This is a genomic window from Streptomyces sp. NPDC088812 (assembly GCF_044750285.1).
Classification (GTDB): domain Bacteria; phylum Actinomycetota; class Actinomycetes; order Streptomycetales; family Streptomycetaceae; genus Streptomyces.
In genome coordinates, this window is sequence record NZ_JBIVJP010000010.1 from 245311 (window position 1) to 267539 (window position 22229).

Here is a 22229-nt window from a genome sequence, read left to right on the forward strand (position 1 = left end):
ACCCCCAGGGCCTACACCGGCACGAGGCCCGGGTTGCCCGCCTCCGTCACGAAGGACGCGGCGGTGGAGACGGGGGCGTCCGGGACGGTCACCGCGGCGACCGTCCGGAAGTCGGCTCGGGCCAAGGCGCGGTCCAGCCGGACCCGCACATAGCCGCGCCGGCCGTCGTAGAACCTCAGGTGCGGGTTGGCGGTCAGGTACGTCTGCCAGTTCGCGGGGCGTTCGGCGCCGTCCCGGCCGCTGGCGATCGACGTGGCGACGATCTCGGTGCCCAGGGTCCGCGACGCGGGGTCGTCGAAGTCGGCCTTGATGTCGAAGGCGTATCCCACGTGGACGTCGCCCGTGAGGACCATCAGGTTCTCCACCCCCGCCGACCGCGCCCCGGTGAGGATCCGGCCGCGGGAGGCGCGGTAGCCGTCCCAGGCGTCCATCGACATCAGCGGCTGTGCGGTGAGGTCCAGTTTGCGCTGGGAGAAGCAGACCTGCTGCGGCATCACGTTCCACAGCGCCTGCGACGCCCGCCACCCGTCGATCAGCCACCGCTCCTGGGCCGCCCCGGTCATCGTGCGCGCCGGGTCGTCGGACTCGGGGCCGGGGACGTGCTTGCCGTCGCCGTAGGCCTGGTCGGAGCGGTACTGCCGGGTGTCGAGGACGTCGAACTGGGCGAGGGTGCCCCAGTGCAGCCGGCGGTGGAGCCGCATGTCGGGCCCGACGGGCTGCTGTGCGGCGCGCAGCGGCTGGTGCTCCCAGTACGCGCGGTAGGCGGCGGCCCGGCGCAGCAGGAACTCGGTCGCCGGGTTGCCGTGTTCGTCGACGGCACCGGCGTAGTTGTTCTCGGTCTCGTGGTCGTCCCAGGCGACGACGAAGGGGTGGGCGGCGTGGACGGCCCGCAGATCGGGGTCGCTCTTGTAGAGGGCGTACCGCAGCCGGTACTCCTCCAGGGTGACGGTCTCCCTGTTGAACGCGTCGGGCAGCACCAGGTCGGTGTAGCCGCGGGCGCCACCGGCGGAGTTCACGGCGTACTCGTAGAGGTAGTCCCCCAGGTGGAAGACGACGTCCACGTCCTCCTGGGCCAGATGCCGGTGCGCCGTGTAGTACCCGTCGTGGTAGGCCTGGCAGGAGACGGCGGCGAACGACAGGGACGCGACGGCGGAGGAGGGCGCGGGCGCCGTACGGGTGCGGCCGGTCTCGCTGATCCAGGTGCCCGTCCTGAACCGGTACCAGTACGTACGGCCGGGCTCCAGCCCGTCGACGTCGACGTGGACGGTGTGGTTGTACTCGGGCAACGCCAGGGCCGTACCGCTGCGCACGACCGTGGCGAACCGCTCGTCCCGCGCCACCTCCCACGCGACGGAGACGGACCGCCCGGCCAGCCCCCCGCCCGGCTCGTACGGGTCCGGTGCCACCCGCGTCCACAGGACCACGGCGTCCGGCAGCGGGTCCCCGGAGGCGACGCCCAGGGTGAACGGTTCGCCGGCGATCCGCGCCCCGTCGAGCTCACGGGCGGCCGCCGCGCCCGTCGCGGGTACCTGGGCGGCGAAGGCCAAGGCCGTGGCGGCGGCGCCGATCGTCAGGAAACGCCGGCGTCCGAAGTGCCCGGCGGCGGCGCGCGGTCCGTGCGGAGCGCGGCGGTGACCGGGGCTGTGACTCCGCCTCAGCCCGTGATCGTCACCGTACGGGGTGAGGGACCGCTCGGGGGTCAGGAGCCGCTCGGTCAGCAGCCGTTCGGGCAGGGACCGTGCGGGCAACGGGGTGTGACGGCCTGTCGGGCGCATCGGCCTGGGCTCCCGGGGGCAGGGGTGCGTCTGCGGCCCACGGGCCGGAGCCTGCGGGCGGCAGGCATCTAGATGCTAAGCAGATAAACTGCATAAATCCGGCAGGCGTGGCGGCGGACTCCGGCCGAGTCCACGGCGGTCCGGGCCCCGCTCCGGTCGCGCGGTTCGCGCCGTTCCGGCGCGCGTCGGGGCCGTGTTCGGTGCGCGTTCGGGGCGCAGCCGTCTCGGTGGCCGGTCCCTCCGGCGGCGCCACAGGGATGCCCCAGGGCGCCACGGGGACGTCACGGGACGTCACGGGGACGCCACAGGGGACGGAACCGACCGTGTCAGTAAGTGAGGTAGAAGCGGACGGTGGTGCCCTTCTCGGAGGTGTGCACGCGCACCAGGTCCGCCACGTAGTGGACCAGCATCAGGCCCCGGCCGCCGATCTGGCCGTGCTCGGGCGGCCTGCGTCCGGCGAGCGGATCGGTCAGCCGTCCCTCGTCGCGGACCTCGCAGACCACCTGGCCGCCCTCGGCCCAGACCGCCAGAGTTCCGCGTCCGCCGCCGTGCACCACGCTGTTGGTGGTCAGCTCCGCCACCGCCAGCTCGGCGTCCTGCAACCGCTGCCCGGCCAGGCCCAGCCGGGCGGCCCGCGCCACGGCGAAGTGACGGACCGCCGGCAGCTCCGCCGCCTCGAAGGCACGGACGGCGGCGTCGGCGGCGGGCACCAGCGCCTCGTTGTAGCGGGCGACGACGGCCTGCCAGTCGTAGGCCTCACTCGGCTGTTCGCGGCCGCCGGCGATGACGGTGGGGTGGGTGACCCGGGCGTCGGCCAGGACCTCCGCGTCCAGACGGGACTCGTCGTACGGACACAGGATCGTCACCGCGCGGCCCTTGAAGGCGGCGTTGATGAGCGCCTCGTGCTGCGCGCACGCCGGGTACTCCACCGTGCTGCGCTCCGCCCAGATCGGCTCGCCGATGATGCGCACCCGGCTCTGCCGATGGGCGTCGGCGAACGCCTTGAGGACGCCGGGGATGATGCGCCCCGGGTTGCGGCCGGCCTCGGTCATGTCCAGGAGGCGGACGTCCCGGGCGTCCGCCCCCAGCCCGGACCTGATCAGCTCCAGCCGAGGACCGGGCACCGCCACCGCCACGGGCTCGCCCGCGGCGAGGCCGTCCCGGACGAACGACACGGTCTGCTCGGCGTACTCCCGCGCGGTGCGGTAGAAGAGTGCCGGGTGGGCGAACAGCTCGTCGCCTGCCATGGAGCTCATCGGGGCGCCACCTCGATCCCGCGCAGGGCCGGCCAGAACAGTGCCAGCACCCGTGGCACCTGGGGCGGCGGGTGCTCCACCACCATCCGCCCGTGCGACAGGCTCATGGCCGTGACCGCGAGCGCCGACACCCCGGCCACGTCGACGAACCCGACGCGTGACAGCTCCACGTACGACACGTCCGTGTGCCGCCGGGCCAGTTCGGTGAGGGCCGCCTCCCAGGAAAGGCGGGTGGCGACACTGATCTCACCGCTGACGCATATCCCGGAACGACCGGGCAATGGGCTCACCTCCAGCACGGCCCCGCCCTGCACCGGAGCACGTTCCCCCGTGTCGTGTGCGGCCTCCACACTCGGTCTCCTCAACGGTCCGCCGCCCGCCGTCCCGGCGGAGTCCGGCGGAGACGACCCATTCCGGACAGGCAGCCTACCGTGCCGTCCGGGGCCGCCGGATGCGACGTGCGGCCGCGGCCGGGCGCCATCGTCCGTCCCCGGCGCCCGTCCCCGGCGCCCGTCCGCCACTGTTCATGCGTCACCGTCCGTCCGGCGGCGACCGGTCCAGCGCGTCACCGTCCGTCCGTCCGGCGGCGACCGGTCCAGCGCGTCGCCGCACGGCCCGGCGGGCGGCCCGGACGGCCCGGCGGCCCGGACGGCCCGGCGGCCCGGACGGCCCGGCGGCCCGGACGGCCCGCCCGCGTTCTCCCGCCGGGGCGTTTATCCGATCGCGCCGGGTACCCGGGCCCTCCTATGATGGGCCTCGCTTCACACGGGGGCGGGACACCGCCGCCGACAGCCGTACGAGGAACGGGAGGTGTGACCGATGACCGTCGCCACCACGGGTGCTGTCCACAGCGACCAGACGCTTGTCCACTCCACCTCCGCGGCCTCCGGCTGACCACCTGTCACTTCCGCGCGCCCCCGCGCGCCACCCGGGACCGCCCTGTGAAGGGTCCTCCTTGAACCTCTCCGGCCTCTCCGGCCTCTCCTCCCTCTCGCCCTCCCCCCACCCGCTCGCCCCCTACGGCTGGGACGGGCACTGGGAGGCCGAGTTCACCGGCCACGCCGAGCGGGGCCTGCTGCCCGGCCGTGTCGTCCGGGTCGACCGCGGGCAGTGCGACGTCGTCACCGCCGACGGTGTCGTACGGGCGGACACCGCGTTCGTCACCCCGCACGACCCCCTGCGGGTCGTCTGCACCGGCGACTGGGTCGCCGTCGACGCCCACGGCACCCCGCGCTACGTACGGGCGTGTCTGCCGCGCCGCACCGCCTTCGTGCGCTCCACCTCCTCCAAGCGGTCCGAGGGGCAGATCCTCGCGGCCAACGCCGACCACGCCGTCATCGCCCTGTCCCTGGCCGTCGAACTCGACCTCGGGCGGGTCGAGCGGTTCCTCGCCCTCGCCTGGGAGAGCGGCGCGACTACGCAGCGCTAGGAAGCTGCGCAGGGCGGACTCCTCCACTCGCGACCGCATCCGCACGCCGGTCCGGCCCATGGACCGCGTCACTCCCGGTCGGCGGCAGAGGCGGGCGAACTTCGCGGGCTGTTTCCCTGGACTCAACCGGTCGTAGCAGCACTGGATTCTTCGTCCGTGAGTCAGGCAGACCCCGGCTCGCGGAAACAGGGCCGTCTGGAGACGCGCCGCGACCGGTCAAAGATATAGGGGTACAGTTCATAGTTGTATGGTTCTACCTTCTGGAATCGGAGGGACGTGGACAAGCCCGTCGAGATGTTCGACCGTGACTACGAATGGTCGGCGCTGACGCGGTTCATCGAGGATGAACAGCCTGGAGCGACGCTCGGCGTGGTCTCTGGGCGGCGCCGACAAGGCAAGACCTTCTTGCTCGACGCGGCCAGCCGTGCCGCGGGCGGGTTCTATTTCGGCGCGACCGAGGCTGCTGATGCCGAATCCCTGCGGCGGATCAGCGCTGCGCTCACCGCGCATGTGCGACCCACGAGTCCGTACCACTTCGCCGACTGGGCTGAGGCCGTCGACGCGCTCCTCGCGCTGGGTACGGAGCGGCCCGTGCCGGTCGTGATCGACGAGTTCCCGTACCTGGCCAAGGCGAATCCGGAGCTTCCCTCGATCATCCAGGAGGCGCTGCGGACGCTGCGTGACCAGCGCAGCGGCTCCCGCACCCGCCTGTTGCTGTGTGGCTCGGCGCTGTCGTTCATGGGCAGGCTGCTGGCCGGCAATGCCCCCCTGCGAGGCCGGGCAGGGCTGGAGTTGGTCGTCCGGCCTCTCGACTACCGTCTGGCGGCCGAATTCTGGAACATCACAGACCCGCGTCTGGCCCTGCAGGTCAACGCGATTGTCGGCGGCACACCTGCGTATCGACGTGAATTCGCCCGTGGCGACACCCCGAACGGAGCCGAGGACTTCGACGACTGGGTCATCCGGACCGTCCTCAACCCAGAGACCCCCTTGTTCCGAGAGGCCCGCTATCTGCTCGCGGAAGAATTCGACCTGCGAGACACCGCCCTGTACCTGTCTGTGCTGGCAGCGGTCGCCGACGGCAACGCGACCCGCGGGGGTATGGCCGGGTACCTGGAACGCAAGGCCACCGACATTGCGCACCCCATCAACGTCCTCGAAGATGCTGGCCTGTTGCACCGGGACGCCGACGCCTTCCGTGACAACCGCCCGACCTACCGCATCGCCGAACCGCTGATCGGCTTCTATCACGCCATCATGCGACCGGTCTGGGACCAGCTCGAACGCCCCGGCAGCGCGGCCCGGGTCTGGCAGGCTAGCCGGCGCCGCTTCGCCAGCAATGTCCTCGGCCCTCATTTCGAACAGGTCTGTCGCGACTGGGCGCTGCATCACGCCGACCCGGAGCTGATCGGCGGTCTGCCCGCCCGGGTCGGACACGGCGTGGTACACGATCCCAAGGCTCGCGTCGGACACGAAGTGGATGTGGCGGTCATCGGTATTGCCGACGGCTCCAAGCCGCCCCTCCTGGCCATTGGCGAGGCCAAATGGAACGACACCATGGGCATCGCCCATGTCGAGCGCCTTCAGCACATCCGCGATCTCATCACCGAGGCGGGTCGCTACGACACCACCGGCACTCGGCTCCTGTGTTTCAGCGGTGCCGGCTTCAACGACAAGGCTTACGCCGCCGCGCATCTTGACCCTCATGTCGAACTGATCGACTTGAAGACGCTCTACGGCATGTCATGACGTGCGGCCAGAGGACACGAGCACGTTCAGGTCGGGGAGATAGGAGCGCACTCCCCTGATGCCAGGCGACCGAGGGTGACAATGGGACTTGCGGTTGGCCCCGTGCGACCGCTTGTGCGACCTGAGCCCAGTTGTCGGCGCAAGGAGCAAGAGCGATGGGGCGGCGCGGTTTCCTGTTTCCGATTCTCATTGAAGACAGGAAACGCCTAACGTCCTGCCTCTGTTTGGGGGATGCTACCTCCATGCACCAGGGTGATCCCGGTTCTGTGTTCTCGTTGGCAGTGGACGGCGCCGCGAAGGTGATTGCGGAGGTGCTGGGGGTGTGAACGAGATCTCTTGCGATTTTGGCAGTGAGCTCCGCCGGAGGCGTAGCGCGCGAGGATTCAGTCTAATTTCCTTCTCCAAGAAGATTTCTTGCAGCAAAAGTCATCTCAGTAAAGTTGAGAGAGGGCTGGCGATGGCGTCCCGTGATTTCGCCAAAGTTTGCGACGATGCCGGGTCTTCGAATTTAGTGGGGGTGCGCCTCTCGCCGGCTCCGGCGGGTGGTTGCGCAGCGTGAGCGCAGGCGTTGGTTGGCGCGGTTCCTGAAGCCGAAGGCGTTACGTGCTTCGAGCTTGATGAGGCGGTTGTTGCCTTCGGAGGCGGCGTCGGCCGGCGGGGAATGGTCGGCGGACAGGAGGACGTGATCACCGACATCGCCCTCGACCTGGCGGCGGCCCGCACCACCGGCTGACCGAGGCGCCCATGGATACCACCGGCCGCCGTGGGCGGCTCACCCGCCGGTGAGCCGCCCACGGCGGCTATCCGCTCGCCCTCCTGGCCACCCGCTGCTTGGCCTCGGTGAACGGCGGCTGGGCGAAGCGCAGGGTGTCCAGCACGTGCGGTTTGCGTACAACCGGCTTGCGATGGCTGAAAGTGTCGATCGAGTACTGCCCGTGATACGCGCCCATGCCGCTCGCACCGACACCCCCGAAGGGCAGGTCCCGGACTCCCGCCTGGAGCATGGGGACATCCAGCCCGACGCCTCCCGACGACGTACGGGTGACGAACGCGTGCCGGACGGCCGCGGAGGCGGAGAAGTCGTACAGGGCGAGCGGCTTGTCCCGGGAGACGACGTACTCGATGGCGGCGTCCGCCGAGGAGACGGGAACGATCGGCAGCACGGGACCGAACAACTCCTCCGTCAGGTACGTCGGTTCCGGGGCTGTCCGCGTGGGTGACGGCGCGTGCACGACGGTCGGCGCGAGATACCGATCCGCCGCGCTGTGCTGTCCCCCGAAGGCGATCGACGCGCCGTCGAGGTGTGCGGTGAGACGAGCCAGATGCCGGTCGTTGACGATGCGGCCGTAGTCGGGACTGCGTGCGGGATCGGCACCGAACATGGGGCGCTGCGGAAAAAGGCCGCCGTCCGGCTGTGCTTCGCTGTGTGGCGCTGCGGCCTCGCTGGAACCGCTGGCATTTCCGTCAGCCCTCCGAGGTATGGCACACGCCAGCAGCGGGCCGTTGATGGCGGGTGACCTGGGCGGACGCCGTAGTTCTCCGGGGCCACCCGCAGGTAGATCTCTGTCGGTTGCCCTGCATGATGCTGCTGCGGATGTGCCAGTGCGGGGTGGCCGTCGAGCGCAGGGGCGGAGGGTCAGCGGGGCTTCGTACAGGCCAGGGGTTCGCCATGGGCGTGCTCGTTCGCTGCCGGAGGCGGTTCCTTGCGTGCTGCTGGGAGTCAGGCTGTGGGTGCGGTAGCGGGGTCTCTGGGGCCGGAGGCGTGGCAAGTGGCGAAGGAGAGAACTTGGTTGGCCAGTCCGGTGAGCCGGTCGGCGGCGGGGCCGGTGCAGGCGCCGTCGCGGCCGAACGGGGGTGTGGCGGCGGTGTTGAGGGTGACGCCCAGGGGGGTGGGCCAGCCGCGCATGGCGTGGACGACGGAGCGCAGGGAGGTGAGGGTGGTGCCGCATGCCTGCCATCCGGCGGCGGTGACGATGCAGCCGACGGCGCGGCCGGTGAAGTAGGGGGAGGTGTCGGTGCGCAGGTCTTCCAGGAGGTCGAGGGCGTTCTTGACCAGGGCGGATATGCCGCCGTGGTAGCCGGGGGTGGCGATGATGAGGCCGTCGGCGTGCCGGACGGTCTCTACCAGTTCGTGTTGGGCGGCGGTGCGGGCGGGGTTTTCCGGGGTGTAGTGCGGAAGGGAAGCGAGGTAGGTGCCGCCGAAGTGGCGGGTGTCGGCGCCCTTGCGCTGCGCGGCGGCCAGGGCGGTGGCGACGGCGAGTTCGCTGGTGGAGCCGGGGCGGGTGGTCCCGCCGATTCCGACGATCAGCATGGGTATCACGTCTTTCGGTGGTGCGCGGACGCGGGTTCCCGGGCGAGCCGGGCGGGGCGCCGGTGCCGTTGGGCGGCACCGGCGAGGGAGGTCACGGCCGGTACTCGGCGCGGATCTGGTCGGTGGTGGGGCCGGGGATCAGTGAGGAGCCGACCTTGGGCATGACCTCGGTGGCGAAGAGTTCCAGGGACCGGCGGTAGATGCCGGGATCGGCGGCCGACCCGAACGCGAACCGCAGGTGCATGTGGGGCAGGCCGGCGTCGCCGTAGGCGGCGACCTCGCGGGCGACGGTGCCGGGGCTGCCCACGATGATGATGCGGTGCAGGTAGGCCGACAGGCTCTCGGGCCGGCCCATGGCCGGGGCGATCGGTCCGGTCGGCAGCTTCCACACCTCGCGCAGGGGCTTGCCCTGCTCTTCCGCGGTGGGGTGGATCCACGGCGGGGTGGTCAGCGGCCCGCGGAACGCCTCCTCGGCGTGGTCCCACGCCTCGGCGTCGGTGTCGGCGACCATCACCATCTTTGTGTGAATCAGCCATGACATCGCGTGCGCGACCGCCGCGTCGTCGGCCCCGCCCTCGGTCAGCGCACGCCGGTACAGCGCGGCCATGTCGGCGGCGGCCCGCAGCGGGAACGGGCCGAGATGGACCAGCCGGCCGGACCGCCCGGCCTCGGTGATCTTGGCGGGGGTATTGGTGCCGATCGCGTACAGCGGATGCGGGTCTCGGTAGGAGTAGGGCATGATCCGCTCACCGGAGCGCCCGCCGATCGATCCGCTCTCGCGTCCGGTGTCGAATTCCAGTTTTTCGCCGGGTCGGTGGGCCCAGGCACGCTCGACGACGTCGAGTTTGGCGTCGAACAGGGCGGCACGCTCGGGCGGGGTGAGGTCGGCGACGTGGAAGGCCGCGCCCTGCAAGGGGCGGCCGGCGGAGATCCCCACGATGCTCTTGCCCTTGGCGAGCTGGTCGAGGAGGTTGACCCGCTGGATGAACAGCAGCGGGTGGTGCACGACGAGCGGCACGACGCTGAGACCGACGTAGGCGTTGTTCAACTGGCCGGCGAAGTAGGCCGACATGCCCAGGCCGTCACCGTAGGGCTCGTAGTCGTTGAAGTGCTGCTCGCCGGAGTAGACGGCGGTGAAGCCGTGTTCGTCGGCGTAATGAGCCTGCTCGATGCCCAGGTCGATCGCGGCGGTATCGTGCGGCCAGCCGCTGACGGCCTGGCCGAGGAAGAGCGAGAAGTGCATGACGGGTTCTTTCTGCGAAAGGAGATGGGGCGGTTCAGCGCACACTGCGGATCGGCAGGATCGTGGCGGCGGACAGGGCCGCGAACAGCACGCCGGCCAGGTACAGGGCGGTGTAGTTCTGTCCGGACAGCCCGGTCAGGGACAGCAGGGGTATCGCGAGGAAGACCGGTGCGACGGCAGGAGCGATCGACTGGGGGATGAGGTTGGCCATCCCGAGCACGCCCAGGTCCTTGGCAGCGTCCTTGTCCTTGTTGGGCAGTACGTCGGCGACGAGGGCGAGGTCCACGGCGAAGTAGGCGCCCTGGCCGAGCCCGACCAGCGCCATCGCCAGCAGGAACAAGGGGAACGACGAGGTGCGGGGCGGCGCGAGCGCCAGGACGGCCGTTCCGGCGCCGGCCACGAGGGCCGAGCCCAGGACGAAGACCTTGCGGCGGGTCAGCCGGTCCGACAGAGGCCCGAGGGTGACGCTGGCGAGGATGGTCAGGACGGTCTGCACCCCGACGGCGGCCGGGATGAGAGAGGTGGCCTCGTGCTTCGTGTAGCCCAGGTGCGAGGTCAGGTAGAAGACTTGGTAGTTGAGGACCAGCGAGATCGCCATGAACATCGCGAACCGGCTGATCCACGCCCACCCGAAATCGGGGAAGCGGCGCGGGTCCACCCAGAAGCTGCGGACGAACTCGCCCAGGTCGAACGGCGGCCGGTCGGCCGGCGCCAGCCGCCGGTCGTCCAGGGTGAGGGCCGCGACGGTGACCAGCACCAGCGCCAGCGCCGACGGCACCACCAGCGCCGCGGCCGAAGACACCTCCGACAGCCCGGAGACCAGCCCGACACCGGCCATGGCGGCGATCGCCTGGGTCAGGCCGATCAGTCCAGAAACCGCACCGCGGCGCTGGGTCGGCACCTGGTCGGGGATCAGAGCGAGAAGCACGGCCAGGGTGGCGTTCAGCCCGATCTGGTTGACCGCCCACCCCGCCGTCACGGCGGCCAGATTGCCACTGACGCCGACGGTGACCGCTCCGGTGGCCGACAGGATCGCGCCGGTGAGCAGCCAGGGACGGCGCATGCCGAACCGCCAGGTCGTCCGGTCGGAGATCCGGCCGAAGACCGGGTTGGCGAGGATTCCGAAGACAGCGCCGACGCCGAGCACGATCGACAGGGTGATTCCCTGCGTCTTGGGGTCCGGGTCGATAGCGTCGGTCTTCAGCGGGAGCGACACGATCATCGGCGGGATCGTCGCCATCCACAGCCCGAAGCTGGCCAAGGAGTAAGTGATCAGGAACTTCCGTGGAATGCGGGGTGTGCCCCGGCCTGCGGCGACCTCTTCCACGTCGCTCATCCGCCGGTCCCCCCTGGCCGCGCGGTGACGTCGGCGCCGCGCGCCAGCACACCGTCCGCCTCCGGCTGCGACAGGTTCGCCCGCAGCGCCGCCATGGCGCGGGGGGCGCTGCCCCACGGGCTGTCGGAGCCGAACACGAGCCGGTCCACCACCTGTGCCTGACGGGCGGCGAGGGCGAGGACGGGGTCGAGGGCGGCGGTGTCGTACCAGACGTGCTCGCGCAGCAGCGCCAGGACGGCGTCGGCGTCGCGCGTCTCCTCGTGCCGCTTGCCGCGCTGGAGGCTGTCGGCGAACTTGGCCTGGGAGACCAGCAGTGACCCGCCCATCCCGCACACCACGAACCGGATCCGCGGGAACCGCTCCAGGGTGCCCGCCAGGGCCAGCCGGGCCACGGCGACAGCCTGCTCCGCCGGGGAGCCGAACACCGGGCCGAGCAGCATCGGGTAGTCGGCGACACCGACCAGCCCGGTGTTGGCGACGCCGGGATGCAGGTAGGCGACGGCGCCGCGGGACTCCAACTCGGTCCACAGCGGGTCGAAGCGCGCATCGTCCAGCGGCACGCCGTCCGCCGAGCAGCCCAGCCCGATCCCGTCGAATTCCAGCTCGTCCAGGCAGCGCGCCGCCTCGGCGGCGGCTTCCTGCGGGTGCGGGAGCGGGACCGCGCCGAACGCGCGCAGCCGCCCGCCGTTGCCCTCGACGATCTCGGCGTACAGGTCGTTGGCGAACCGCGCTCCCTGAACGGCGGCCTGGCGGTCGGGCCAGTAGGGCTGCACCGCGCCCAGGCCGAGGATCTGCACGTCGACACCGGCGGCGTCCAGGTCAGCGATCCGGCGGGCCTGCTCATCGGCGTGCCGCAGGGGATAGGGAGTTCCGGACAGTTCGAAGAACCGCTCACCGAGCCGTGCCGGCAGATGGTGAGCATGTACATCCACGACGGTCATGGGGTGGGTACCTGGCCTTCCTTGTGCGGGGTGAAGTGGATCGTACTGGTCCAGTACAGTTCTTCAAGAGGCAGTCCAATTCGGGATGTGAAGGAGAGCCGATGACGCGTGAAAGCGTGCGGGCGCCGCAGCAGGACCGCAGCCGCGACAAGCTGGAACGCATCTACGCCGCCGCGGTCACGCTGCTGATCGAGGGGGGCTGGGACGCCATCACCGTCGGCGAGGTCGAAAGACGCTCGAAAGTCAGCCGCAGCACCTTCTACCTGCGCTTCCCCAACCGCGACGCCTTGATCGACTACACCCGGCAGCGCCTGCTCCAGGAAGTTGCCGAAGCCGAGGCCGGAACGTTTGAGCAAGCACGCAGTGCACATCCCGCAACCCTCGACGCCGCCGTCCGCGCCGCCGTCGACGCTCTGGCGGCCGTCTGCCGCACCTACGGTCCGGTGATGCTCCGCATGGACAACCCCCAAGAACCCGGCATGACCGACAAGGCCATGAACACCCTCAGCACCCGTTTCCGCTCCGTCATCGAACCCGTCCTTCCCACCGAAGCCACCCGGGAGCGCGTGGAGTTCGCCATCGAACTCGTCTTCGCCAGCCTCGTCGGCAAGATGCGCCCCCAGCAGCCCTTCACCGCCCACGCCCGCCGCACCTGGGACACCTACCTCGACCAGCTCAGCCGCGCCACCGTCCGCTACCTCACCGGCTGATCCGAGACGCCCTTCCGTGATACGACGGCCAGGCGTCTCGACAGCCATTGAGGTCGTTCAGCGTTGCCGCTCCAGCGTGAGGACGGCCGCGGCGATTGCGGTCATTCGATTCGGGCTGCACCGGGATCTGCGGAAGATGCGCCAGGACTTCAGTCTCGCGACACCGCGCTCGACCGGTGCCCGGGCCACGGACAGCGCACGGTTGACGGTTTGCTGGGTCGGTGTGAACTCGCGGCCCGGTGGGCGTCTGAGGGGCGTCGTCACCCACGAGCCGGCTCCCATCAGCTGCACGTTCACCCCGTGCCGGCGGTGCTTGTGGGAGTAGTCGGCGCGGCTGTCGCCGACCCGGTCGCACTCCACGAGCGTGCCGTCCAGCAGGACATTAGGGGTCGGCTTCGCGCAGGGCATGCAGGAGGCCGGGCGCGCGGTCGGCGAGCAGATTGATGACGGCGGCCGTGTAGGCATAGGCGGTGCCGACGGATATGCCGAAGCCGGCCGCGATCTGCGCGAGTGTGTCGTGCCGGCGCAGATACACCAGGCCGACCAGCGCACGCTGGTGCGGCGGGAGCTTGCAGCGGCGGTCACCCTCCCGGGTAACGATGGGCATCGTGACTCACTCGACCAGGGCGTGAGGCAGGTCGAGTGCGGCAGATTACGGATCCAACGCGGCTCCTGCGCCTGTGGGTTGAGACTTCGCACACCTACCCCAACGGCACGGGAGCCTCGTGCGTTTCGCACACCACCAGCGTCACCCGATCAGTGGCCGTGCTGAAACGCTCACTGACCCGGTTCTCTCTGGAGTAGCCGAGCATGTAGCGCAGGACGATGACCGTGGACAGCTGCTCAGGCAACGCGAGGATCGCCTTGTAGAGGTCGTTCATGCTGTCGCTCTCAACGGTGCGGAGGCCATGGAGGTAGCTGACGAGCCCTCGGGGCGACGCTTCGTTCACCTGGTTCCTGGAGCCGTTGCGAACGCGGACTCCGGTGTCGGTGTCCTCCTGGAGGCGGCAGGCGATGTGGTTGCGCAGGATCGCCTGCGTCTGCTGTTCCTTCACCACGCACTTCTCCGCCGTCGACATCGCACGGCACTCGGCGTGGCAGGACGCCTGCCGCGCCTACGCCCGAGGCTTCACCGACAGTGCCGTCGCCGCCGGTGTGCTGGCCGACCGGATCCGGCTGAGCGACCCGTACGTCACCAAGGTGCTCGAACCGACCGAGGCCGTGCTGGAGGTGATGGTGCGGGCGGGGTTCGACGACGAACACGCGATGCGCGTGCTGTCGCTGCTGGCCAACATCTGCCTGGGCTACGCCCGGGACGTCGCGACCGCCGCCCGCAGCGGCGTGACCCCACGGCCGTACATCCTGCGCAAGGCACTGGACCGGCGGGACGCCGCCGACTTCGAGACGCTCGCGCGCATCGCCGACCTCCCGGTCACCACCTATGACGAGCGGCAGTTCGAACTCAGTGTGGACCTGTTCATCTCCGGCGCGGAAGCGCTGCTGCGCGACCTGACGCGAGACCGGGACTGAGCGGGCGCGGCACCTCTCGGGGCGCCCGCTCCCCTCGTCGCGTGACGGAACCGGGCTGTACGCCCGTCGGCCCACGGTTGCGACACCGTGTGGACCAGTTGCACCGCCGGCTGCCTGCTCGGTGGGCCAAGCAGGGCAAGGGCTGCCCGCCGGTCCTGACCGGGTCCTCCCGTAGCAGCCCCGGTCCGGGCCGGAACCGGAGGCAGTCTGGTCCGGCCCGGACAGGGGCGGTACGCGAAGGCGGCGGCCCTGCTACTTCTTGTAGCCGGTCACCTTGGCGACCCAGGTGATGAAGTCGCCCGGGTCGGTGTTGGTGGCGTGTCCCTGGTCCCAGTAGTACTCGTGGTTGACGTCGTCGCCGATGTTGTCCAGGGCGGCGGCGAGGTTGGCGGAGACCGTGAGCGAGGTGTCGCTGTCACTGGTGCCGAGGCGGATCCACCAGTGCTTGGACCGGCTGCGGTTGCGCTGCTCGACGTAGTACATCGGATTCATCAGCCGCAGCAGCTCGGGGATGTCGCTGTCGAGGCGCTTGGTGGTCAGGCCGGTGGTGTCGTTCTTGAGGCTGTAGGCCGTGAAGTGGCGGTCCTTCGTGGTGCCGGTGCCGAACTCGTTGTTCTCGCCGGCCGACAGGTCGAAGGCGTCGAAGGCGGGAGCGGTCTTCTTGCGGGCCCCGACGTGGCTGAGGTAGTCGCCCCACGTGAAGGTCGCCTTGCCGCCGGACCAGGTGATGAAGGTGTTCTTGGCCAGGTACGCCGTACGCTCGGACTCCGACAGCGCCGCCAGATACTTCGTGGCCGAGGGCTGGATGTACGTCTTCAGCAGGTACTCGTCGTAGTTGCGCGCCGTCAGCGGACCGAAGCCGTTCAAGCCCTTGAGCTTGAGGGACGCCTGGTACTCGGCGAACTGGGACTGGAGTTCCTTGGAGACGGTCTGGTCGACGGTCTTGCCGGTGGACTGGGTGACGTTGGTGCCCCAGTTCCACTCGTAGGCGGCGTCGGCGTGCTCCAGGTCCATGATCGGACACCAGGTGCCGGTGGCGAAGATGGCGTCGGAGGCGTCTGCCGCGCCTGCTTCCTTGAGGTACTCGTCGTACAGGGGGCTGTCGCCGGACGCGCCGAGCAGGGCGGACATGGCGCCGCCGGCGCTGGTGCCGGTGGAGACGATCCGGTCGGTGTTGCCGGGGATACGGCCCTTGTTGAACCGGATGTACCGCACGGCGGCCTTGAGGTCGACGATGGCGGCCGGCGCGGTGCCGTAGTACGCGCCGGAGGAGTCGGTGAGACTGCGGCCCCGGGCGCCGGGCTCGACGACGACGTAGCCCGCCACGAGCGCCAGGTTCGCCAGGTTCACCATGCCGTTGATCGCTCCGGTGCCGCCGCTCGGCATCCCGCTGGGCATCCCGCTGGAGGTGCCCCCGCCGGGCATGGCGCCCATGACGGTCATCTCCAGCGCGTTCTGCCCCACGCCGGTGGCCTTGGCCACGCTGGACGGCATGTAGGCGCCTATGGCGTTGGCCAGGACGATCGGGGCGCCGGAGGCGTCGACGGCCTTGCCGTCGATCTTCACCGGGACGCTGACCACGAGGCTCTGGTGGGTGTCGTCGGACGGGTTCGTGACGTAGTCGCGCGGCTTGTAGAAGTGGTAGACCACCTCGTGGTCCTTGCCGGCCGCGTCGGCGATCGTCTCGGTCAGCTCCGTGTAGTCGTCCTGGTCGAAGACCAGAGCGTCGGACGAGCCCGAGACGCCCTTGCCCTTGCTGCTGGACGCGTTGGCGGTCAGGGCGATGCCCCCGACCGCTGCGACCCCCGCCGCCGCGCCGATCCCCATGACGACGTTCCGCCGCTTGATGTCCCTGTGCTTCACGATCTGTCTCCTCATCGCGGCAGTACCCCTGCCTTGTGACGGTCGAGGGCGCCGACCGGGCTGGATCAAACGGCTTTACGGCGCCCCGTGTAGGAACCTAGAGATGATTCGCGTTGATCGTCAATGTATGCAACGACTTCACGCGAAATGCCCAGTTTCGCATCAATGCAACGCGGAGGGGTCGACTGGCGAACCGGTCGACGGCAATTATTTTCGATGCCCGAAAAAAAGATACCGCAAGTCCCCGCCCGTCCTCGACGGCGGGCGGGCATCAGGAACAATTGCTCCGTGAACGCTCCAGCCGCATCCGCCGACGTACGGCGCTCGAACCTCTCCCTCGTCCTGCGGCATGTCGACGACTGCGGGCCGTGCGCCCGCACCGAGATCGCCGCGGCCACCGGGCTGGCCCATGCCTCGGTGACGGCGATCGTCGCGGACCTGGCCGGGCGGGGACTGGTGGAGGAGGTCGGCGCGGGCGTGTCAGGAGGGCGGGGCAGACCACGTCGCCTGCTGCGGGTGGTGTCCGGCAGGGTCTGGACGGTGGCCGTGCAGGTGACCCACGACATGATCAGACTGCGGGCGACCGACCTCTCCGGTGTCACGGTGCACACCGACGACAGACGGCACGGGGCTCCCTTCGGAGATCCGGAGCCCGTGGCCAGAGAGATCGCTGGGACGGTCGCGGGAACGGTGGAACGGGCCGGCGGCGCGCAGCTCGCCATCGTGGTCATCGCCGTGCCGGGAGCGGTGATCGACGGCAAGGTCGGCCACGCGATCGGCCTGGGCTGGCGTACTACGGACCTGGCGGCCCTGGTCGCCGCGCACCTGCCGCACGTCGACTGCCCGGTCGAGGTGGTGAACGAGGCCAACATGGCCGCGCTCGCGGAGTACCACGCGCTCGCCGCGCAGGGCGTCAAGCATCCCGACACCGTCGTCTATGCGACCGCCCACGCCGGAGTGGGCGGCTGTCTGCTCATCGGCGGGCGCGTGCACCTGGGCAGCCATGGGATGGCCGGGGAGATCGGACACGTGCCGGTGTCCCTCGACGGCCCGCCCTGCCGCTGCGGGGCACGCGGCTGCCTGACCACCTATCTCCACCTCCGGGCACTGACCCGGGCCGCCGGAATCCCCGAAGGGACGGGAGGACCGGGACCCGCCGCCGCCCGGGCTGAACTGAACCGCCGGCTGCGCGCCGGTGACGAGCGGGCCCGCGCGGCCCTCGACACCGCCGGACACGCCCTGGGCGCCGCCCTGCTGGCCGTCGCCAGCGTCACCGACGCGGGAGAGGCCATCCTCGGCGGCCATCTCGCCGACTGGGCCCCGTGGCTGATGCCGGGCATCGACGCCCGACTCGCCGGCCGGCGTACCGCCATCGCGGATGTGGGGTTCGCGGTCTCCACCGGCGTCCTCGGCGACGATGCCACGCTCAGGGGTGTCATCCACGTAGGCAGAGAACATGTCCTGGCGATGCCCACTGTCGTGCCGCTGTCGGTGTCTCCGCAGGCCGGCTCATGACCCGTCGGGCGCCCGAGAACATGTCCGCGAGATCGCTGTGCACAGCCGTCGGCCGCCCGGCTCGAGACAGTGGCCCGGCAGTACATCACTCCTGGTAGTCGGGATACCAGGGCCGCGGGTCGACATCGCGGAACTTGGCGCGGGTGAACATATCGCGCAGACCGTAGGGCCGGGTGGCGTCGTAGACCATCTTGGCGGTGACGCCCTTGGCGGGGAGGGCCGGGTTGTACTGCGGTGTCTGGGAGGGGTCGAGGACGTGTCCGGCGACGCCGGGCAGGACCACCAGGTCCCGGTCGGCCTGGAAGCGGGTGGTCATCGCCCACAGCACGTCCTCGGTGTCGAACGGATCGACGTCCTCGTCGACCATGACGACGTGTTTGAGCTCGGTGTAGATGCCCAGCGCGAGAAGGCCGACCTGGCGGGCCCGCCCGTCGTCGAACTCGGCGGTCTTCTTCACCTGGATGACCTGGAGGAACTTGCCGCCGCCGGAGGAATGCGCGTAGGTCTGGAGTACGAAGCCGGGGTACTCGTCCTCGCACATGCGCAGGACGGCCGCCTCGGTGGGGATGCCCGCCAGCGAGACGTGTTCCTCGCCGGGGCCGACGAGGGTCTGCACGATGGCGTCTTTCCGAGTGGTGACGGCCTTGACCTTGATCACCGGCAGGGACGGATTGGCGGGCCCGTCGTAGCCGGGGAACTCGGGCATGGCGTGCCCGGTGTTCGTGTTCTGGTCCTCGGCGACCCGGACCTCGGGGGGATCTCGCCCTCGATGATGATCTCGGCGCGGGCGATGGCCTTCTGGTCGATGGTCAGGCAGTCGACGAGCTGGACGCCTTCGCCGCGCAGGGCGCCGCCGATGGTGAGTTCGTCGAAGCCGAGCGGGGTGGTAGGGGCTTCGAAGGAGGTGCCGAGGTAGACGGCCGGGTCGAGACCGATGTTGATGGAGACCGGCAGCGCCTTCCCGCGCTCCTCGGCCTTCTTGCGGAAGGCGTCGATGTGTCGGCCGGGCGCGAAGAAGATGGAGATCTCGTCCTTGCTCTGCACACAGAGCCGGTGGATGGTGACGTCGGTGTGCCCGGTCTCGGGGTCGGAGCCGAGGACGAGGGCCTCGCAGAAGTAGGGTCCCGCGTCGTCGTCGGTGTTGGTGGGCGCGGGCAGCAGGGTGCGCAGGTCGAAGCCGTCGTCGTCGACCCGGTGCACGACCTCCTGGCAGGGGGCCTGGTCAGCGCCGACGAACACCGGCTCCACCGGATTGCGCACCGCATCGGTCATCCGCTGGGTCAGCTCACGCGGCGGGCAGTCCAGCAGCAGGCCGACCCGGTCCCGGCTGGCGAGGAGGCCCACCAGGATGCGGGCGCCGGGGTAGCCCTTGACGTTCTCGAAGAGCATGGCCGGCCCGACCCGGGTCGGCCGCTCCACCGTGCCACCGGCGCCGACGCGTTTATAGACACCCGCTAGTTCGCCGTACGGGTCGATGGGGTGGTCGGTGGTGTGCAGCTGGCCGGGGTGCTGCTCCAGCAGGGCCAGCGCCGAGCGCAGGTCGTTGACGGAAGCGGGCTGGTCGGACATGGCACATCTCCAGATCGGAACAGCGGTGCGGGCGAGGTCAGGACGGCGGGGCTCCGGCGTCCGGGCTCGCCTCGCGGCGGGCCGCCGACAGGCCGGTCCAGCGGCCGGGGTGGTCGGTGACCAGGCCCAGCTGGTCCAGGACGCGGGCCACCAGGTGGTCGACGAGGTCGTCGATCGTCTCGGGCCGGTTGTAGAAAGCGGGCACCGGCGGCACCACCACCGCGCCCATCCGGGACAGCGCGAGCAGGTTCTCCAGATGGATCTCGCTCAGCGGCGTCTCGCGGGGCACGAGGACCAGACGCCGCCGCTCCTTCAGAGTGACGTCGGCGGCCCGCCCGATCAGGTCCTCGGCGTATCCCGTGCGGATACCGGCGACCGTCTTCATGCTGCACGGCGCGATGACCATGCCGTCGGTCGGGAACGAGCCCGAGGACACGGCGGCGGCTTGGTCGCCGGGGCCGTACACGACATCGGCGAGCTTGGCCACCTCCCGGGCGCTGTAGGGGGTCTCCAACTCGATGGTGCTGCGGGCCCAGCGGGACGTCACCAGGTGGGTCTCCACCGTGTCGATGGAGCGCAGGACCTCCAGCAGCCGGACTCCGATCGGCGCGCCGCTGGCACCGGTCATCCCGACCACGAGCCGGGTGGTCACGCCTCGGCTCCTCGTGCCGTACGGGAGGCCGCCCGTTCCACGGAGGCGCGGCTGCCACCCTGCTGCCAGGCGTAGTAGTCGCTCTGGTCCAGGCCGACGAAGCCCAGCAGCCGCTCGGGAAGACGGTTGTACCGCCGTGCAGACCGAGGCTTGGTGGGCCTGGTTCGACGGAGCGGCCAGTCAGTGGCCGGGCCGGTGGCGCAGCTCCCTCGCCAGGAACCCGCGTACTGACGCCGGGTGACCGGCTCGAAGCAGGTGCCGAAGTCGACGAGCGCGGTCAGCGGCCTGGCCGGTTCGCGGTAACGGGGCAGAGCGGTCGGACCCGGCCGGCCGTGCTCGGGCCGGACCGGCTCGGCCCTCCTGCTCGGGCGGGTCCGCCGCCCGACCGGGCTCAGCACTACACCCGAGTTCCGGTTCGATCAAATGGCCCCCCCTCGGAGATCCTCGCTCCATCTGGTTACGTCCATTCGGCCTGGCCCCTGGGGAGCGCCATCACCACCAACCGCGACTTGATGCCCTTGCGGGGGAGTGCCAGGCGCTCCATGTAGCTGCGGTGTCCGAAGCGGTAGCTGAACGAGGCGATCCCTGCCCGAGGCGCGATCTGGGTCGTGCTCTTGAGCTGGACGTAGCAGCTCGTCTCTTCTCCGAACGGGTCGACGGACGGGCGCACGATCATGGCGTCCATGCCGAACATGTCCCGTTCCTGCTTGATGAAAAGACATCCCGCCGTCGCGGCGACACACTGCACGTAGCCCTCTTGGAACTGCTCCATACAGGTCGTGAATAATTCGCAGGAAGACCCCTCGTTCGCCACGGTAGTCATCGCCACTGACAGTCCGAGCTGCGTCCGAGTCGCCCTGCGTCAGCCGAGGGGAAAAGCACTCGCGGCCGTCGACGCGAGTGGCTACGCTCATGCTCGTTCTCGCGGCCGTTGCGTGCCGCTGCTGTCCGCTGTGCGTGTTCTTGGAGGTGTCGACCGATGGCTGTCGCCGCGACGGGCGTTGCCCGCGTCCGGAAGTTCGTCAAGTCCACCTCTGTGGCCGCCGGCTGACCTCACTCCTTCTTCCGTGCCCGTGGGCGCGGTGCCGGGGCCACCCTTGTGAAGGGTCACCCCTTGTCTTCCTCTTCTCTCCCGAGCCCGTCCTCCTCGCATCCGCTCCAGCCGTATGGCTGGGACGCGGGCTGGGAGGCTGAGTTCGCGCCGTCTGCCGAGCGGGGTCTTGTGCCCGGTCGCGTCGTCCGGGTCGATCGCGGGCTCTGCGACGTCGTCACGCCGGCCGGCATGGTCCGTGCCGACACTGAGTTCGTTGTTCCTCGCGACCCGATGAAGGTCGTGTGCACGGGGGACTGGGTCGCCGTAGACCCTGAAGGCAGCGACCCGCTGTACGTGCGGAGGCTGCTGCCGCGCCGTACCGCCTTCGTGCGGTCGACATCGTCCAAGCGTTCCGAAGGCCAGGTGCTGGCCACTAACATCGATCACGTCGTCATCTGTGTGTCGCTCGCGGTCGAACTCGACCTCGGGCGGATCGAGCGGTTCCTGGCGTTGGCCATGTCCAGTTCGAGCGGTGAGGCCCTGCTGCATAAGTCGGCACTCTCCTGGGAGTCCGGTGCCCAGCCCGTCGTCGTCCTCACCAAGGCCGACCTCGTGCCCGACCCGGCCGTACGGGCGTACCTCGTCGAGGACGTCGAGCGCAGCGCGCCCGGGGTACCCGTCCACACCGTCAGCGCCCTCGTCGGCGAGGGCGTCCGGGAGCTGACGGGCGCCCTCGGCGGAGGCACCTCCGTGCTGCTCGGAGCCTCCGGCGCGGGCAAGTCGACGCTCGCCAACGCGCTCGTCGGCGAGGACGTCATGGACGTCCAGGCCACCCGCGACCTGGACGGCAAGGGCCGGCACACCACCACCACCCGCAACCTGCTGACGCTGCCCGGCGGCGGGGTGCTCATCGACACGCCGGGACTGCGCGGCGTCGGGCTCTGGGACGCCGGGCACGGCGTCGGCCAGGTGTTCTCGGAGATCGACGCACTCGCCCGCGGCTGCCGCTTCCCCGACTGCGCCCACGTGTACGAGCCGGACTGCGCGGTGCTGGCCGCCCTCGACGCCGGCGACCTGTCCCCGCGCCGCCTGGACAGCTACCGCAAGCTCGTCCGCGAGAACCAGTGGATCACCGCCAAGTCCGACGCCCGGGTCCGCGCCGACGTCCGGCAGGACTGGAAGCGCAAGCAGGCCGACGGCCGGGCGGCCGGACGGGCCAAGCGCGGGCAGTGGCGATGAGCGACGGCGGCCGGCGGAGGCGGTGAGCGCACCGCGTCCCGCGGGGGTGGTGGGCGCATGGCGTCCCGCCGGGGTGGT

General features: G+C 70.3%; 21 protein-coding genes and 3 pseudogenes. 8 read left to right on the forward strand and 16 right to left on the reverse strand.

What is annotated here, in order from left to right; all coding sequences use genetic code 11:
- Positions 1-11 precede the first annotated feature (11 nt).
- From ACIP67_RS19830 to ACIP67_RS19840, 3 genes are all read right to left on the reverse strand, one after another.
- Positions 12-1775, reverse strand: coding sequence for an alkaline phosphatase D family protein (locus ACIP67_RS19830; RefSeq protein WP_401693208.1), 1764 nt, complete (start codon positions 1773-1775; stop codon positions 12-14).
- 326 nt (positions 1776-2101) lie between these two features.
- Complete coding sequence (locus ACIP67_RS19835; RefSeq protein WP_401693209.1) at positions 2102-3031, reverse strand: anti-sigma factor RsbA family regulatory protein; 930 nt, start codon at positions 3029-3031, stop codon at positions 2102-2104.
- Complete coding sequence (locus tag ACIP67_RS19840) at positions 3028-3312, reverse strand: STAS domain-containing protein (RefSeq protein ID WP_401693210.1); 285 nt, start codon at positions 3310-3312, stop codon at positions 3028-3030. The genes ACIP67_RS19835 and ACIP67_RS19840 overlap by 4 nt, the downstream gene beginning before the upstream one ends.
- 674 nt (positions 3313-3986) lie before the next feature.
- Between ACIP67_RS19840 and ACIP67_RS19845 the strand changes: the two are divergent.
- The 4 genes and pseudogenes from ACIP67_RS19845 to ACIP67_RS19860 all read left to right on the forward strand — a co-directional run.
- Positions 3987-4445, forward strand: a pseudogene (locus tag ACIP67_RS19845) (GTPase RsgA); the annotation flags it as partial.
- A gap of 291 nt (positions 4446-4736) precedes the next feature.
- On the forward strand, positions 4737-6209 hold the full coding sequence (locus ACIP67_RS19850; protein ID WP_401693211.1) for an ATP-binding protein: 1473 nt from the start codon (positions 4737-4739) through the stop codon (positions 6207-6209).
- Between the two features lie 322 nt (positions 6210-6531).
- Complete coding sequence (locus ACIP67_RS19855) at positions 6532-6768, forward strand: helix-turn-helix domain-containing protein (RefSeq protein ID WP_401693213.1); 237 nt, start codon at positions 6532-6534, stop codon at positions 6766-6768.
- Between the two features lie 87 nt (positions 6769-6855).
- Positions 6856-6942 (forward strand): annotated as a pseudogene (locus ACIP67_RS19860) (hypothetical protein); the annotation flags it as partial.
- Between the two features lie 67 nt (positions 6943-7009).
- On the opposite strand, the gene ACIP67_RS19865 reads toward ACIP67_RS19860, so the two are convergent.
- From ACIP67_RS19865 to ACIP67_RS19885, 5 genes are all read right to left on the reverse strand, one after another.
- Entirely contained in the window at positions 7010-7591 is a 582-nt protein-coding gene (locus ACIP67_RS19865; RefSeq protein WP_401693214.1) for an aldehyde dehydrogenase family protein, read from the reverse strand.
- Between the two features lie 338 nt (positions 7592-7929).
- Complete coding sequence (locus tag ACIP67_RS19870; RefSeq protein WP_401693215.1) at positions 7930-8520, reverse strand: NADPH-dependent FMN reductase; 591 nt, start codon at positions 8518-8520, stop codon at positions 7930-7932.
- Between the two features lie 91 nt (positions 8521-8611).
- On the reverse strand, positions 8612-9763 hold the full coding sequence (locus ACIP67_RS19875) for an LLM class flavin-dependent oxidoreductase (protein ID WP_401693217.1): 1152 nt from the start codon (positions 9761-9763) through the stop codon (positions 8612-8614).
- 34 nt (positions 9764-9797) lie between these two features.
- A complete protein-coding gene (locus tag ACIP67_RS19880; protein WP_401693219.1) occupies positions 9798-11099 on the reverse strand; it encodes an MFS transporter in 1302 nt (433 codons plus the stop codon).
- Complete coding sequence (locus ACIP67_RS19885) at positions 11096-12040, reverse strand: amidohydrolase family protein (protein ID WP_401693220.1); 945 nt, start codon at positions 12038-12040, stop codon at positions 11096-11098. The genes ACIP67_RS19880 and ACIP67_RS19885 overlap by 4 nt, the downstream gene beginning before the upstream one ends.
- A gap of 101 nt (positions 12041-12141) precedes the next feature.
- Here ACIP67_RS19885 and ACIP67_RS19890 point away from each other — a divergent pair, with 101 nt between their 5' ends.
- Positions 12142-12750, forward strand: coding sequence for a TetR/AcrR family transcriptional regulator (locus ACIP67_RS19890; protein ID WP_401693221.1), 609 nt, complete (start codon positions 12142-12144; stop codon positions 12748-12750).
- A 57-nt stretch (positions 12751-12807) separates the two neighbouring features.
- Here ACIP67_RS19890 and ACIP67_RS19895 read toward each other — a convergent pair.
- Positions 12808-13357: pseudogene (locus tag ACIP67_RS19895) on the reverse strand (transposase family protein).
- A gap of 94 nt (positions 13358-13451) precedes the next feature.
- The gene (locus tag ACIP67_RS19900) at positions 13452-13805 is read right to left on the reverse strand and encodes a hypothetical protein (RefSeq protein ID WP_401693222.1); all 354 of its coding nucleotides are present in this window, start codon (positions 13803-13805) and stop codon (positions 13452-13454) included.
- On the opposite strand from ACIP67_RS19900, the gene ACIP67_RS19905 reads away from it, so the two are divergent.
- Entirely contained in the window at positions 13771-14280 is a 510-nt protein-coding gene (locus ACIP67_RS19905) for a TetR/AcrR family transcriptional regulator C-terminal domain-containing protein (RefSeq protein ID WP_401693223.1), read from the forward strand. The two genes, ACIP67_RS19900 and ACIP67_RS19905, sit on opposite strands and share 35 nt — an antisense overlap.
- A 252-nt stretch (positions 14281-14532) precedes the next feature.
- Here the strand turns inward: ACIP67_RS19905 and ACIP67_RS19910 are convergent, their stop codons facing one another.
- The gene (locus tag ACIP67_RS19910; protein ID WP_401693286.1) at positions 14533-16107 is read right to left on the reverse strand and encodes a subtype B tannase; all 1575 of its coding nucleotides are present in this window, start codon (positions 16105-16107) and stop codon (positions 14533-14535) included.
- 324 nt (positions 16108-16431) lie between these two features.
- Here ACIP67_RS19910 and ACIP67_RS19915 point away from each other — a divergent pair, with 324 nt between their 5' ends.
- Positions 16432-17658 carry an ROK family protein gene (locus ACIP67_RS19915; RefSeq protein WP_401693224.1) on the forward strand — a complete coding sequence of 409 codons (1227 nt, stop codon included), beginning with the start codon at positions 16432-16434 and terminating at the stop codon, positions 17656-17658.
- Positions 17659-17743: 85 nt separating this feature from the next.
- Here ACIP67_RS19915 and ACIP67_RS19920 read toward each other — a convergent pair whose 3' ends face one another.
- Genes ACIP67_RS19920 through ACIP67_RS19940 form a run of 5 tightly spaced genes read right to left on the reverse strand, consistent with a single transcriptional unit; the run spans position 17744 to position 20651 of the window.
- Entirely contained in the window at positions 17744-18364 is a 621-nt protein-coding gene (locus ACIP67_RS19920) for a hypothetical protein (RefSeq protein ID WP_401693225.1), read from the reverse strand.
- Entirely contained in the window at positions 18313-19227 is a 915-nt protein-coding gene (locus tag ACIP67_RS19925) for a UbiD family decarboxylase domain-containing protein (protein WP_401693227.1), read from the reverse strand. Before ACIP67_RS19925 ends, ACIP67_RS19920 begins: the two co-directional genes overlap by 52 nt.
- Positions 19228-19264: 37 nt before the next feature.
- Positions 19265-19855 carry a UbiX family flavin prenyltransferase gene (locus ACIP67_RS19930; RefSeq protein ID WP_401693288.1) on the reverse strand — a complete coding sequence of 197 codons (591 nt, stop codon included), beginning with the start codon at positions 19853-19855 and terminating at the stop codon, positions 19265-19267.
- A 20-nt stretch (positions 19856-19875) separates the two neighbouring features.
- Entirely contained in the window at positions 19876-20277 is a 402-nt protein-coding gene (locus ACIP67_RS19935; RefSeq protein WP_401693228.1) for a hypothetical protein, read from the reverse strand.
- A 59-nt stretch (positions 20278-20336) separates the two neighbouring features.
- Positions 20337-20651 carry a DUF4365 domain-containing protein gene (locus tag ACIP67_RS19940; protein ID WP_401693229.1) on the reverse strand — a complete coding sequence of 105 codons (315 nt, stop codon included), beginning with the start codon at positions 20649-20651 and terminating at the stop codon, positions 20337-20339.
- A gap of 342 nt (positions 20652-20993) precedes the next feature.
- Here ACIP67_RS19940 and rsgA point away from each other — a divergent pair, with 342 nt between their 5' ends.
- A complete protein-coding gene (rsgA, locus tag ACIP67_RS19945; RefSeq protein WP_401693230.1) occupies positions 20994-22151 on the forward strand; it encodes a ribosome small subunit-dependent GTPase A in 1158 nt (385 codons plus the stop codon).
- Positions 22152-22229: the final 78 nt, after the last annotated feature.